Origin of the sequence: Sulfurospirillum arsenophilum NBRC 109478, from assembly GCF_000813345.1 — a bacterium.
GTDB lineage: Bacteria > Campylobacterota > Campylobacteria > Campylobacterales > Sulfurospirillaceae > Sulfurospirillum > Sulfurospirillum arsenophilum.
The window spans coordinates 331,393-344,563 of the sequence record NZ_BBQF01000001.1 but is presented as its reverse complement, the minus strand read 5'-3'; the positions used below and the strand labels follow the sequence as shown (position 1 = coordinate 344,563).

Here is a 13,171-nt window from a genome sequence, read left to right as displayed (position 1 = left end):
ATTAGCTCTCTTTTGCATCCGCTAATACCAGTGCAAACAGTACATTCACACCATGTTTTTTGAGTGTCTCACATGCCTCTTCTAAAGTACTTCCCGTGGTGACAATATCATCAATCAAAATGGCATCCACTTCATCTTTACATGTAAAGATAAAATCACGTTTATTGGCTTGGCGGTAAGCTCTGCTTTTACCTGAATAACTCTCATAATTTTGTGCTCTTAAACTCCCATACAACGGCATTAAAAAAGGTTTGGTTGCTTTGGTTAAGATAGCGCTGTGCGAATAGCCGTGTCTCACATGATCGTCGATGGGAATGGCACAAATACCTTTGGGTAATTCAAACGTTTTTACAAATTCAAAGAAGGTATGCTTTCCAAGTTGTGCGAATATCTTGGCGCCGATGTAGGTGTGTTTGGTGTGAAGCAGCGGTGCTATGTCATTGTAGTTGTAAAATGAGTAAACTTTAAGCCCGCTTTCTAACACCCTAAAAGCAGGCGTTGGGGATAAAATCGTCTGGAGGCAATTCGTGCAAAGCGGTTGCCAACTCAGCCTAAGGCAAAGATGGCAACGCATTTTTAGTCTATTTTGAGAATGGTGAGAAACGCCTCTTGCGGTAATTGGACTTTACCGATGGATTTCATACGTTTCTTTCCCTCTTTTTGTTTATCGAGGAGTTTTCGTTTTCGTGTGATATCACCACCGTAACATTTCGCAGTCACGTTTTTACCCATCGATTTAACCGTTTCACGTGCAATGACTTTAGTACCGATGCTCGCTTGGATCGCCACTTCAAAAAGCTGACGAGGAACGATCTCTTTCATCGCTTTAACAAAATCACGTCCTCTACTTTGCGCACTTACACGTGGAACAATAATGGAAAGTGCATCCACAGGCTCACCTGCGACCAAAAGATCAAGCTTGACCAAATCACCGACTTGATACCCGATAGGCTCATAATCAAAGCTTGCATACCCTTTGCTGACCGATTTGAGTTTGTCGTAAAAGTCCATCACGATTTCATTAAGTGGAATCTCATACTCTAAAAGTACACGCTCGGGACTGAGATAGTCCATCTTTTTTTGCATACCACGTTTGTTATTCATGAGAATGATAATATTGCCCAAGAATTCAGTCGGTGTTAAAACAGTGGCTTTAACATACGGTTCTTGAATCTCTTCAAATTCATTGACAGGAGGAAGTTGGCTTGGGTTTTGAATATCAAGCACAGTTCCTTTGGTCGTTTTTACTTTATAAGTTACCGTTGGTGCTGTAGCGATAAGATCAAGGTCAAACTCTCTCTCCAAACGCTCTTTAATGACTTCCATGTGTAGTAAACCTAAGAACCCGACCCTAAAGCCAAACCCAAGCGCGGCAGAGGTTTCTGGCTCATACGAGATGCTTGAGTCATTAAGTTTCAGTTTATCGAGTGCGTCACGGAGTTCTTCAAATTTATCAGTTTCAATTGGGTAGAGTCCTGCAAAAACGAACTGTTTGACCTCTTTAAACCCAGCGATCGGCTCTTTCGTTTTGTTACGAAAATCCGTAATAGTATCACCTACTTTAACATCGCCTACATTTTTAAGACCAAGTACGACGATGCCCACTTCGCCCGTTTTAATCATCGGTGTTTTTTCAAGAACAAGCGGATGCGGATACATAAGATTTAAAACTTCATGTTTTTTACCTGTACCCATAACATAGACTTCTTGCCCTTTTTTGATCGAGCCATCGTAAACGCGAACCAAAGCAAGAGCACCTAGATAGTTGTCAAACCAGCTATCGTAAATGAGTGCTTTTGTTGGAGCGTCTTCATCGCCTGTAGGGGCTGGAATTTTATCGACCAGTGTGTCGAGAAGTTCTCTAATACCAATACCACTTTTAGCACTGACACTAAGCGCCTCGGAACAATCAAGCCCGATGGTATGTTCGATCTCATCTTTCACACGCTCAGGATCAGCGGCAGGAAGGTCGATTTTGTTGAGAACGGGAATAATCTCTAAGTTATTTTCCAATGCAATGTATACATTAGCAATGGTTTGTGCTTCAACACCCTGAGAGGCATCGACAACTAAAAGTGCACCATCACTCGAAGCCAAGGAGCGGCTTACTTCATACGAGAAGTCAACGTGACCGGGAGTGTCAATAAGGTTGAGAATGTAGGGTTGTCCATCTTTCACATATGTAAGACGTACACTTTGCGCTTTAATGGTGATACCACGCTCTTTTTCGATGTCCATGGTATCCATCATCTGCGCTGTCATTTCACGCGCACTGACCGCACCGCACTCTTGAATAAGGCGATCGGCAAGTGTACTTTTACCGTGGTCGATATGGGCGATAATTGAGAAGTTACGAATATGTTTCTGCATTAAACAAAGAGTCCATTGACACTTTCATTGTGGTAAACACGACGAATGACTTCCGCAAAAACAGGAGCAACACTAAGAACTTTGATTTTTTCATTGGTCTCTTTAAGAGGAATCGTATCCGTAACGACAAGCTCATCTAGCTCACCTTTAGTGATACGCTCATACGCTGGGCCACTAAGAACAGCATGTGTACAACACGCCATAACACTCGTCGCACCTTTTTTCTTGAGTACTTCGGCTGCTTTAACAATGGTTCCTGCTGTATCGATCATATCATCCACTAAGATAACATCTTTACCATTAACATCACCGATGATGTTCATTACTTCAGAGACGTTTGCTTTCTCGCGACGTTTATCGACGATAACCATATCAACACCCAAAAGTTTTGCAAAACTCCTTGCACGAGCAACGCCACCAATGTCGGGACTTGCGATAATTGGGTTTTTAAGATTTTTAGCTTTCACGTAGTCGTTGAAGATGATAGAACCATAAAGGTTATCAACAGGGATGTCAAAGAAACCTTGGATTTGTCCTGCATGAAGGTCGATCGTTACAACGCGGTCGATACCTGCGGTTTGGATCATATTGGCAACAAGTTTTGCCGTAATCGGAACCCTAGGTGCCGCTTTTCTATCTTGTCGTGCATAACCAAAATAAGGCATAATAGCTGTGATGCTATTCGCTGAACTGCGTCTTAGAGCATCTGTTAAAATTAACAACTCCATCAAGTTAACATTAGCAGGTGCACAGGTTGACTGGATGATAAAGACATCTTTTCCACGCACACTCTCACTGATTTGAACACTGATCTCACCATCGCTAAAGGTCTTAATCTCAGCTGCCGAAAGAGGGAGAGAAAGATGTTTCGCCACTCGTTTTGCAAACTCTGGATTTGCCGTTCCTGCAAAGACTTTATAGCCTCTCATATTGAATATCCTTTACATCAAAAAGTTTTCTATTTTATCCTAAGGGGACTTAAGATAGCGTTAACACTCTTTTAACATTAAAGTGCCATAATATCAGTAAAATTTATTTGCATTATAATTATATTAAGGAATTAATATGTTATATTCATTCAGACGTTTTATCTCTTTAATGATTTTTTTATCATTTCTTGTCATGAGTTATACTGGTATTATTCTTTTTCTAGCCCCAAAAGGAAGAGTTGCTAACTGGACTAATTGGGAACTTCTGGGACTTAATAAAACACACTATACCAATTTACATGTAACCTTTATGGTCCTCTTTATTATGGGCATGATTTTTCATATTTATCTTAACTGGCGCGCGCTTTTAAATTACCTTACAAACAAAGCTAGAAAATTTTCATTTTTTACAAAAGAATTTATCTTGGCATTGGGAATTAACCTTCTTTTTCTCCTTGGAACACTTTATTATTGGACACCTTTTGAGCAGTTTTTAGACTTTCAATATGAGCTAAAAGTATCATGGGATAAAAAAGTCGATAAAGCTCCCTATGGACATGCCGAGCTTTCAACACTGGAGGAGTTTGCAGAACGTACCAATAGTAATGTCTCTACGATTATTTTAGGACTCAATGCACATAAACTTCAAGGTATAACCCTTTCAAAAACCATTGCAGAAATTGCTAAAGAAAATGGTAAATCTCCCGCTCAAATTTTTGACATCATTAACGCAAAATCACAAAACAATACCTTAAAAGAAGGTGGCGGATACGGTAAATTAACACTCAAAGAGGCAAGTGTTCAACAAGCGTTTGAGCTTGAAAAAGCTTTACATGTGATCCATGAAAAAGGCTTTTCTGCGACGGAAAATTCAACACTCAAAGAAGTTGCTGATGCTTTACATGTAAAGCCCATTGAGCTCTTGGAATTACTCAAAACATCTACCATAAAGGAGTTGAAATGAAAACACTGGTTGTGCTATTAGCACTGTTGGGACTTTTAAATGCGGCGGACACTTCACGTGGACCTATGGGATTTGAGGCATACGATAAAAACAAAGATGGCGTTATCACGCAAGAGGAGTTTGATGCTGTGAAGGCTGAGCGTATGAACGCAAAAGCAGAAGCAGGAATGCCTATGAGAAATGCGTCTAATTCACCTGATTTTACCTATTTTGATACCAATAAAGACGGTAAAATCACAAAAGAAGAGTTCCAAAAAGGTCAGTTGGATCGTATGCAAGAGAATAGGCAAAATCGAGGCCCTAATAAATAATTGTTGCTGATAGAAAGAGGCGATTTATTGCCTCTTTCTACACACGACTAGAGATGAAGATACCTAAAACAATCAATGCGAGTCCTAAAACCTTATAAAGTGTGACACTTTCACTGAATAAAAAGACCGATGAGACAAACACAACAACAAACGTAAGTCCCATAAACGGATAGGCATAGCTCAGTTCAAATTTCGTCATCGCTGCCATCCAACATAAAGAGGCGACAAAAGCAGAGACAAAACCACTGAGGATAAAAGGGTCTAAAAAAAGTTTGAATAAAAAGAGGAGTTTCTCAGCACCTTGTTCTGGTAAATGCCCATGAAAAGGAATACGCCACTTAATAACAAGTTGTCCATACACTGTAAAAAAAATTGTTCCAAAGATATATAAATGTGCCATTAACGAACACTCCATTTCATGAGAACTTCACATACGACATCAATCTCTTCCGTCGTTAAACCATAATAAAGAGGTAAGCGAACCAATCGTTCACTCTCTTTGGTCGTATAAATATCTTCGCCAAAGAAGTGTCCAAATTTCAATCCTGCTGGTGCGCTGTGCAATGGAATATAATGGAAAACTGCACCAATATTCAGCTCTTTGAATTTTTCCAAAAGTGCTGTTCGCTCTTCTAAATCTTTCACTTTTAAATAAAACATATGTGCATTGTGAACGCATCCCTCAGGAATAAAAGGAAGCTCAATTAACCCTTTTTTCGCGAGTGGCTCAAGTCTTTTATAGTATGCTTTCCAGCTGTTTAAACGATCTGTTTGGATGGTATCAACCATCTCAAGTTGGCCCCAAAGGTATGCGGATTGGAATTCACAAGGAAGATAACTACTACCGATGTCCACCCAACTGTATTTATCAACCATACCTCTAAAAAACTGGCTACGATTGGTTCCTTTTTCACGAATAATCTCTGCTCTTTGTGAAAATCGTTCATCATTAATGAGTAACAGTCCACCTTCTCCACCACTGGTCACATTTTTAGTTTCATGGAAACTAAATGCTCCCAAATGCCCAATCGTTCCAAGAGGCTTACCTTTGTAAGTTGACTCAAAACCTTGAGCAGCATCTTCAACCACAAACAGATTATGACGGTTTGCGATGTCCATGATGACATCCATATTGCATCCAACACCAGCATAATGCACAGGAACAATCACTTTGGTTTTTGGCGTAATAACTGCTTCAATCAACCGCTCATCAATATTCATTGTCTCAGGTCTGATGTCCACAAAAATAATCTTCGCTCCACGCAATGCAAATGCATCCGCTGTGCTGACAAACGTGTAGCTAGGCATAATGACTTCATCGCCCTCTTTGATGTCCAAAAGCAATGCCGCCATCTCAAGCGCATGCGTACATGACGGCGTCAGAAGCGTTTTAGGACAGTGATAGCGTTCTTCAAACCATTTTTGACAACGCTTTCCAAAAGCACCGTCGCCTGACATTTTCAGACTATTCATCGTCTCTAAAACGTATTTTTCTTCGTTTCCAGTTTTGGGAGGTTTATTAAAATGTATCATTTACTACTCTTTAAAAAGTTTTTGGCATTTTCGCCTTCATTTAAGATCAGATCGATCACACTGACACCATGTTCAAACGGAGGGAAAAGTTGGTGATATTCTTGATACCCACTGTAATCCATCCACTCAACCGCTATTCCTGCTTCTTTGAAAATAGACTCGTCAAGATAGTCACGAGCCGCTGGACCGCTTAAGTAAGTCGTAGCTCCCAAATCTTGGCACAATGCCAAAAGTCTCTCACTTTTACCATCGGCTAAAACAAATTCACGTGAGTCTCTAATCACCGTTTTAATCTCTAACATCGCGCAGATGACATCAATAAAATGACGATTGATCTCGCTGATTGTTTCCATCGTTGCACCCATATACAGCGCTTCAAATTGCTCTTTATACGCTTTAAAATGAGGTGCTTTTGCATAACTTTGCGCAATACTTCGCCAATGATTGACATTCCATTTTGGATCAATAATTTTTGTTTCATTGATCTTTTGGTGCAAACTCTCCTGGCGCACGGGAATACTCAGCCACTGAAGTCCATTTTGGGTTTTGATTTTATTGCGGTTACGCCAATCATTTTTGGTGTACTGCATATCATCATAAAGAACAAATTCGTCCACACTGCCAATAATGTCAAAATACCCCTTCCACGGGATATAGTTTGACTGTAAAATTGCTATTTTTTTCATAGGTTAATTGTCTCTTGAATGATATAAAGTGGGCGTCGTTTGACTTCATCAAAAATCTTGCCAATGTAAAGCCCTGTAATGCCGATAATCGCAAATAAAAGCCCAAACATAAAGAACATGGATACCATCAAACTCGTCCAACCTTCAGCTGGGGTATGATAGAAAAAGTAACGAATCACGAGCCAACAGGCATAGATAAGACTGGCTAGGGCGATGAAAAAACCTAATTGAATAGAGAGTCTTAAAGGTTTATTCGAATGTGAAACAATCGAATCAATGGCGAGACGGATAAGTTTGGAAAGATTGTAGGAAGATTGTCCATACGCACGTGCAGCATGCGCAATCTCAATCTCAGCCTTTTTAAACCCTACCATTTGGGCGAACAGTAAAAAATCACGGGTATGCTCACGGTAACGATTAATCGTTTCCACGACTTTTTGAGCATAGATGCCAAAATTGGCAATGCTCGTGTCATGCTTTGTGTCAGTAAAGTACTCTAAGACTCTGTTAAAGGCACGTGAACCTAAGCGTTTCAAGAAGCTATCTTGTCTATCAACACGTTTACCAAACACGATGTCGTAACCATCAAGCGCTTTATTGTAAAGTTTAATGATTTCTTCGGGTTTATCTTGCAGATCGCAATCCATGACAACAACCCAGTCACCTTTGGCATGATCGAGTCCTGCGGTAATGGCATAATGTTGCCCAAAATTGCGGGAGAGGTTAATACCTTTAACCCGTGAATCTCTAGCACACAACATCACAATGCGTTCCCACGAAGCTTGGGGACAGGCATCATTCACTAAAATAATTTCAAAGTTTTCAGTAATTTGACTGAGTGTTGCGACTAAACGATCGTACAGTTCAAACAGACACTCTTTACAGCCATATATGGGGGAAACAACACTAATCTTGACAGACTCCAAGCTACGCCTTTACATGTAAATTATGGAGCCGTCATTATACGCTTTTTCTTCCTAGCTTCAGCTTTACTTTTTTTTACGTAAAGTGGATTTTTTTCGAAAACGACAATGGTGTATTTACCAAATTCAAATTGTTCGATTGGATCAGGCATATTAAGGTTTTTAATGCCTACTTCAAGGTCAGGAATATCTTCATGCTCTACTAGAAAAAAAACTCTTCCATCCGTTGAATCTTTCTGATACCATCTATCACTGGATAGCCATTTAATAAGACTAACCCCTTTTTCATCAATCTCAATAGGACGAATATCGACTTCTCCATCACTAAAAACGGTGTAAATGTGAGAATCCCAATACTCCGCAAAGCCAAAATGAAGCCCTCTGCTTTTAAGTTCTTCCACCAAAGCAATGCGCTCATCCACGATACCACGCCACTCTTTAGGAGAGACGTAATTCCATGATAATCCCATTGCCATCGTTAAACAAAGTGCTAAAATAACTTTTGCTAGTGGTGTAAAAAAACGCCACATAATGACATTACACACCAAGATCATCATAATAAAAGGTGAGATATAACGAATATTCATACGTGCAGCCCATGCATGTTCATGCAAGCCTGTAGTGGAATAGAGTATATAAATAATTGCAAAACCTACGTAAGAAAAAAGGACAAAAAACCGCTCACTAGAGCTCATTTGATAAAAAGATTTTTTTACATGTAACGCTGGAATAATCAAAACAAGTGGATAAAGTGCGAATTTTAAAAGTGAAACTGCCCCTTCAATAGAAGATGCCCTTACCCCCTCATTCCATTCTGCACCTATAAAATTAAGGAGTCCTAAAAGCGCATGTGCCGCATGGGTTGGGAGTATTTCAAGCGAAACAAGATTCGCATTATTTGCACCTCCTGCTAAATGCAAACTCTCCAAGAGGTTGAAGTGTGCCATAGCAGCAAGTCCCATAACCAAAAATGCAAAAGCAAAAATAACCATTTTTTTGATCGATAAAAGGCGATACACTGCATGTTGAAATGTTTTGAGACTGTCTCTTGCAAAATAGATAGAAATGGCTAATGCTCCAAAAAAGGGAGCCACATAATAGACAAAAAAACGTACAGGATTTGCAAGGACAAGCAAATAGAGTAACATCATAAAAAAGATAAATGCTTTAATTTGTGTACTTTTGCTAATGACATGAGGACTGAGTTTTCGAAAAATAAACATAAATGCAATCATGAAAAGAAAATACCACGTATAGGCGGCTTCTCCAAATAATTCTCGTAAATACATTGGCGAATAGCCAATACACACAACGACACCTCCCATAATGGCTGAAGCGCGAGAGAGCATTAAGGAACGTAAAAAAAGATAAATAAATACAATCATAAAAATACTGACTTCAAAGACTGTAAAAGCATGTGCAAAATAGCCATTTTTACCAGCAAAAACCCAAGGAATCACTAGAAGTTGCTTGTAAAAAATCCATAAATCATTATTGACATACCACCAATGACTTGGGAAAAAGCTACCGGAGAGTACCATTTCTTCAGCTAATATATTGGCAATAGCAGCATCTGAATTAAAAAAAGCGCGATACGTTTTAAAAATATAAAAACTAACCTCGTAAAGCACAGTACTTAAAAGAAGAAGTGCGCCTAAGAGGGGGAGATGTTTTTTAAATTGGTATTTTAAATAGATTTTTTTGATCATTCTTACTCTTGATTGGATAAAAATTCTACAGCTTTTTGGTAATAACGACTATTCTCTAAACCCTCGTTTTTAAGTTCATTCGTGTAAAGTACCAAACGCTCGTCAATTTTTGTGGCAATTTCTTCCAAATCATCTGTTAAAATAATCAATTCAACATCTTCTGGGCGAATTGTATGATGTTCAACCAGTGTTGTTGCAATAAAATCATACAGTTTTTCCCAATACTCTTTGCCATATAAAAAAATACTGATTTTGGTAATTTTACCTGTTTGCGTTAGCGTCAAAGCTTCAAAAAGTTCATCCAGCGTACCAAAGCCACCAGGAAAAATAACATACGCTAAAGAGTACTTAATAAGCATCACTTTACGAACAAAAAAGTAATCAAAATTAAGATGTTTCGTCGTATATAGATTGCCAGATTGTTCATGCGGTAAATTGATATTTAGCCCTATTGATTGGCAGTTTTTAGAATCAAAGCCACCTTTATTAGCAGCTTCCATAATCCCTTTGGAACCGCCTGTAACAATGGAATAGCCTTTTTTCCCTAACTGGTATGCCAAAGTATGTGCATCTTTATAATAGCGGTTATTAGCATTAAACCTCGCACTTCCGAAAAAAGTAACCGAAGGTCCTAAATCTTGAAGCTCGTCAAATCCTTTAACAAAATCGGACATAATGCGAAGAACGCTCCATTCATTGGTGCGTTCAGTATCTTTGATATGTTTTCTCTGTTCCATTCAGTCTCTACTATCTCAATTTTTCGAGTCGTTCACGTTTGGTACCGATCTCTCCTATTTGAACACCAAAGTTACCATCAACGATGACGACTTCACCCATTGCAATTACTTTATCACCGACTAAAATTTCTAAAGGATCATTTGCCAACTGATCAAGCTCAATAACCGAGCCGATATCCATACTTAAAACATCTTTTAAAAGCATCTTTTTTGAGCCAATTCGTACACGAATCGGAAGTCTGACATCTTTAATGAGTTCTATATTGCTAAGCTCTTCAGGACTCAAACTTGGCATAACTTTCTTTGGCTCTTCAAAAATAAACTCTTCGGTTGATGTTACCGCTTCAACGGGAGAAGGTCCATCTCCACCAATAAGAGGAATAAGTTCATGCGTAATAGCAAATGCAATGGTATCGTGCGAGTTATGAACCGCTAAGTTATAGATAAAAAGCTTCTCAAACCCTTTAAAATCGATTGTACTGTTTGCATCGATATATTCAACATTGTCAATATCAAATTCCAGCTTTGGCATATTCTTCTGACTACCAAGTGAGCGAGAGAAAGAGCTAAGGATATTAGAAATAATCTCTTTGGTCGCGTCAAGATCTTCTGCGTCCATCTCCTCTTTTTCATTGCCTTCACCACCAAGCATCATATCGCCAATGGCAGTTGCAATCGATGTTGCCATCGTCACACGCATTTTGCCATGTAGCTCACCACCAACGATGACATCTAGTTTTGCTAAAGGAGGACTGAGTTTAAGCTTGCTCTCGCCATTCTCTTCAGAATTCAGTTCAACCGTAGGTGCAATACCAGTCAATCCTTCTATCGTCGAGACTACTTCTTGTTGTAGTAATTGTACAAATGTATTCACACCTTACCCCTGTTGCGTTGTATCAAACGATGAAATTTTAGATTTTCGGATCTGTTCTAGCTCTTCGAGCGCACTTTTAACTTCATCTTTATCGGTTCGGACTAAACTCTCTATTTTAATCGATTTGCGGAATCGATGCAAGCCAATTTCTGCTAAAAAAAGCTCTTTTTTATCAATCATCACAATGGCTTTATCATCCGCTGGACGATCCAGTCTAATGATGTCTCCTTTTTTAAGCTCCAAAAGCTCCCCAACACTAAGTTCCGCTTGCCCAATAATCGCCTCATTAAACACTTCAGCACGAGAAATCAATGTGTTAAGCTCTTTATTACGGCTCTTTTTCGCACTGGTTTCGCCAAGCATAATATCACGGTTTGCAAGTCGTGAAAGAATAGGCTCAAGGTAGATAACAGGGTAACAAAGGTTAATCATACCACTGGAATTTCCAATGATAATCTCCATAACCACCATAATGACAATCTCATTTTGTGAAACAATTTGTACAACGTTAGGACTGGACTCTTTGGTCTCCACCGTTGGGTACATATCCGTAATTGGAGACCATCCCTCTTTAAGACGTTGCATGATAATACGTAAAATAGCATCAAGTAAATTTAACTCAATATCGGTTAGCTCGCGTGTCGCTTCGTACGACTCACCTAGTCCTCCAAGCAGTCGATCTATCATCGGAAAAGCGATGGAAGGATTGATTTCGATAATACAGTTACCATCTAACGGCTTTATCGAGAACACGTTAAAGCTGGTTGGACTAGGCAATGACATCAAAAACTCACCATAGGTCATCTGATCGACAGAGTGGAGCTGAATTTCAACAATACTACGCATGATCGAAGAAATCTGAGAAGCAAGATTTCTCGCCATTTTATCGTGAATACCTTTTACCGCACGTAACTGCTCTTTAGAGACACGATTGGGTCGTTTAAAGTCATACAGAATGACTTGTCTGGTATCTGTCGCTTCCACTTCTGAGGAGAGCGTATCGCCCTCTTCTTCTACAACCTCTAAGAGCGCATCAATCTCTTCTTGACTTAATATATCAGCCATTGTTGATTCCCAACTGTTCTTTGATCTTCGCTAAAAGCTTTTTATGAATTTGAGAAATTCTCGACTCACTGATCTCTAAAATCTCACTGATCTCTTTAAGATTAAGCTCTTCAAAATAATAAAGTTGAATAATCATCTGCTCACGTTCACCAAAGGTTGAAAGAATGCTCTGAACGATTTCCAGTAACTCATCTTTTTCCACTTTTTGTGCCGTATCTTCTCCTGAAAGAATGGTAACTTGCTCATTCAAAGACATCACTGAGACGATCATAGAACTATTTCTAGCTTCTGCTATTTTTTCAATATCTTCATTTAAAATTTTTGCCAAGTACGCATCATCAGGTTCATTGCCATGCTCACCTAAATAGGCGGTAATTTCATGGTCAACCATTTTAATCAAACGACGATTTGCTCTACTCATCGTATCTAAGGAGCGTAAAAAATCAAGCATAGAGCCATAAACGCGCTTTTTACCATAACCCCAGAAAGAGTCGTTTTGGTCTTTATCATAACGTCTGGATAATTTAATCATCTCTTCAGTACCAATGGAAATCAAATCATTGACATCGACTGAAGCGGGAAGCCTTTCACGCAGACGATACGCCATAGCGCGTACTGCGGGAAGATATTGCAGAACAAGTTCGTCTTGCTCTTTTTTGAGATTTTGGCTGTAAGGATTAGGCTGCTGCTTTTTTAGTGTAGGATTCATTACTCTCCGTTGAGCCTTTCATGATCTTGTCATAGTGCTGGTTCATATTATCAATGCTTGCTAAAAGACTATCCATCACTTTTTCTCTGCTTTCAAGCTCTTGAATAAAATAATCACCAATATTTTCGTGATCTTTTTTATCGAAAATAAATGTCGCCATACGGTCAAAATCAAAGAAGTTCATCACAGCCACATGGATAATGAGATAGAAAACCAGCGTTATCTCTAACGTGTAAAAAAGTATCTCTTCTGGCTCTGAAAAATTCAGTATCGAAAACATCAACCCTATAAAAAATCCACATATCGTGAAAAAATAGATGAAATTTTCTGATTTGACCATATAATGCCTTTACAAAATGTA

At 39.1% G+C, this 13,171-nt stretch carries 15 protein-coding genes; 2 read left to right on the top strand and 13 right to left on the bottom strand.

Going from position 1 to position 13,171, the window contains the following annotated elements; translation table 11 throughout:
• Position 1: 1 nt before the first annotated feature.
• The 3 genes from SAR02S_RS01740 to SAR02S_RS01730 are packed head-to-tail and all read right to left on the bottom strand — an operon-like array spanning position 2 to position 3,299.
• Complete coding sequence (locus tag SAR02S_RS01740; RefSeq protein WP_041956350.1) at positions 2 to 574, bottom strand: ComF family protein; 573 nt, start codon at positions 572 to 574, stop codon at positions 2 to 4.
• 2 nt (positions 575 to 576) lie between these two features.
• Positions 577 to 2,370, bottom strand: a complete 1,794-nt coding sequence (lepA, locus tag SAR02S_RS01735; RefSeq protein ID WP_041956348.1) for a translation elongation factor 4 — start codon at positions 2,368 to 2,370, stop codon at positions 577 to 579.
• A complete protein-coding gene (locus SAR02S_RS01730) occupies positions 2,370 to 3,299 on the bottom strand; it encodes a ribose-phosphate pyrophosphokinase (RefSeq protein ID WP_041956347.1) in 930 nt (309 codons plus the stop codon). Before SAR02S_RS01730 ends, lepA begins: the two co-directional genes overlap by 1 nt.
• 136 nt (positions 3,300 to 3,435) lie before the next feature.
• On the opposite strand from SAR02S_RS01730, the gene SAR02S_RS01725 reads away from it, so the two are divergent.
• Together SAR02S_RS01725 and SAR02S_RS01720 are read left to right on the top strand one after the other, a co-directional pair.
• Entirely contained in the window at positions 3,436 to 4,263 is an 828-nt protein-coding gene (locus SAR02S_RS01725) for a DUF4405 domain-containing protein (RefSeq protein WP_041956344.1), read from the top strand.
• Positions 4,260 to 4,574: an EF-hand domain-containing protein gene (locus SAR02S_RS01720; RefSeq protein ID WP_041956342.1), complete on the top strand. Its 315-nt coding sequence runs from the start codon at positions 4,260 to 4,262 to the stop codon at positions 4,572 to 4,574. Before SAR02S_RS01725 ends, SAR02S_RS01720 begins: the two co-directional genes overlap by 4 nt.
• 37 nt (positions 4,575 to 4,611) lie before the next feature.
• Here SAR02S_RS01720 and SAR02S_RS01715 read toward each other — a convergent pair whose 3' ends face one another.
• The 10 genes from SAR02S_RS01715 to SAR02S_RS01670 are packed head-to-tail and all read right to left on the bottom strand — an operon-like array spanning position 4,612 to position 13,150.
• A complete protein-coding gene (locus SAR02S_RS01715; RefSeq protein ID WP_041956339.1) occupies positions 4,612 to 4,974 on the bottom strand; it encodes an EamA family transporter in 363 nt (120 codons plus the stop codon).
• The gene (gene rffA / locus SAR02S_RS01710) at positions 4,974 to 6,107 is read right to left on the bottom strand and encodes a dTDP-4-amino-4,6-dideoxygalactose transaminase (RefSeq protein ID WP_041956337.1); all 1,134 of its coding nucleotides are present in this window, start codon (positions 6,105 to 6,107) and stop codon (positions 4,974 to 4,976) included. Before rffA ends, SAR02S_RS01715 begins: the two co-directional genes overlap by 1 nt.
• Positions 6,104 to 6,793 (bottom strand): WbqC family protein, encoded by a 690-nt coding sequence (locus SAR02S_RS01705; protein WP_041956335.1) that lies wholly within the window; start codon positions 6,791 to 6,793, stop codon positions 6,104 to 6,106. The genes rffA and SAR02S_RS01705 overlap by 4 nt, the downstream gene beginning before the upstream one ends.
• On the bottom strand, positions 6,790 to 7,719 hold the full coding sequence (locus tag SAR02S_RS01700; RefSeq protein ID WP_041956332.1) for a glycosyltransferase family 2 protein: 930 nt from the start codon (positions 7,717 to 7,719) through the stop codon (positions 6,790 to 6,792). The genes SAR02S_RS01705 and SAR02S_RS01700 overlap by 4 nt, the downstream gene beginning before the upstream one ends.
• A 20-nt stretch (positions 7,720 to 7,739) precedes the next feature.
• Positions 7,740 to 9,425: a hypothetical protein gene (locus SAR02S_RS01695; protein WP_041956329.1), complete on the bottom strand. Its 1,686-nt coding sequence runs from the start codon at positions 9,423 to 9,425 to the stop codon at positions 7,740 to 7,742.
• Positions 9,426 to 9,427: 2 nt separating this feature from the next.
• Positions 9,428 to 10,162 (bottom strand): LOG family protein, encoded by a 735-nt coding sequence (locus SAR02S_RS01690; protein WP_041956327.1) that lies wholly within the window; start codon positions 10,160 to 10,162, stop codon positions 9,428 to 9,430.
• A 10-nt stretch (positions 10,163 to 10,172) separates the two neighbouring features.
• Complete coding sequence (gene fliY / locus SAR02S_RS01685) at positions 10,173 to 11,036, bottom strand: flagellar motor switch protein FliY (RefSeq protein WP_041956325.1); 864 nt, start codon at positions 11,034 to 11,036, stop codon at positions 10,173 to 10,175.
• A gap of 3 nt (positions 11,037 to 11,039) precedes the next feature.
• On the bottom strand, positions 11,040 to 12,101 hold the full coding sequence (gene fliM, locus SAR02S_RS01680; RefSeq protein WP_041956322.1) for a flagellar motor switch protein FliM: 1,062 nt from the start codon (positions 12,099 to 12,101) through the stop codon (positions 11,040 to 11,042).
• Entirely contained in the window at positions 12,094 to 12,810 is a 717-nt protein-coding gene (locus tag SAR02S_RS01675; protein ID WP_041956320.1) for an RNA polymerase sigma factor FliA, read from the bottom strand. The genes fliM and SAR02S_RS01675 overlap by 8 nt, the downstream gene beginning before the upstream one ends.
• The gene (locus tag SAR02S_RS01670; protein WP_041956318.1) at positions 12,779 to 13,150 is read right to left on the bottom strand and encodes a hypothetical protein; all 372 of its coding nucleotides are present in this window, start codon (positions 13,148 to 13,150) and stop codon (positions 12,779 to 12,781) included. Before SAR02S_RS01670 ends, SAR02S_RS01675 begins: the two co-directional genes overlap by 32 nt.
• Positions 13,151 to 13,171: the final 21 nt, after the last annotated feature.

Bases quoted from the DNA above. Each gene is read 5' to 3' on its own strand.
- SAR02S_RS01730 (WP_041956347.1), bottom strand. From the start codon at position 3,299: ATGAGAGGCTATAAAGTCTTTGCAGGAACGGCAAATCCAGAGTTTGCA.
- SAR02S_RS01715 (WP_041956339.1), bottom strand. From the start codon at position 4,974: ATGGCACATTTATATATCTTTGGAACAATTTTTTTTACAGTGTATGGA.
- SAR02S_RS01675 (WP_041956320.1), bottom strand. From the start codon at position 12,810: ATGAATCCTACACTAAAAAAGCAGCAGCCTAATCCTTACAGCCAAAAT.
- SAR02S_RS01690 (WP_041956327.1), bottom strand. From the start codon at position 10,162: ATGGAACAGAGAAAACATATCAAAGATACTGAACGCACCAATGAATGG.
- SAR02S_RS01695 (WP_041956329.1), bottom strand. From the start codon at position 9,425: ATGATCAAAAAAATCTATTTAAAATACCAATTTAAAAAACATCTCCCC.
- SAR02S_RS01670 (WP_041956318.1), bottom strand. From the start codon at position 13,150: ATGGTCAAATCAGAAAATTTCATCTATTTTTTCACGATATGTGGATTT.
- fliM (WP_041956322.1), bottom strand. From the start codon at position 12,101: ATGGCTGATATATTAAGTCAAGAAGAGATTGATGCGCTCTTAGAGGTT.
- rffA (WP_041956337.1), bottom strand. From the start codon at position 6,107: ATGATACATTTTAATAAACCTCCCAAAACTGGAAACGAAGAAAAATAC.
- SAR02S_RS01740 (WP_041956350.1), bottom strand. From the start codon at position 574: ATGCGTTGCCATCTTTGCCTTAGGCTGAGTTGGCAACCGCTTTGCACG.
- SAR02S_RS01705 (WP_041956335.1), bottom strand. From the start codon at position 6,793: ATGAAAAAAATAGCAATTTTACAGTCAAACTATATCCCGTGGAAGGGG.
- SAR02S_RS01720 (WP_041956342.1), top strand. From the start codon at position 4,260: ATGAAAACACTGGTTGTGCTATTAGCACTGTTGGGACTTTTAAATGCG.
- SAR02S_RS01725 (WP_041956344.1), top strand. From the start codon at position 3,436: ATGTTATATTCATTCAGACGTTTTATCTCTTTAATGATTTTTTTATCA.
- lepA (WP_041956348.1), bottom strand. From the start codon at position 2,370: ATGCAGAAACATATTCGTAACTTCTCAATTATCGCCCATATCGACCAC.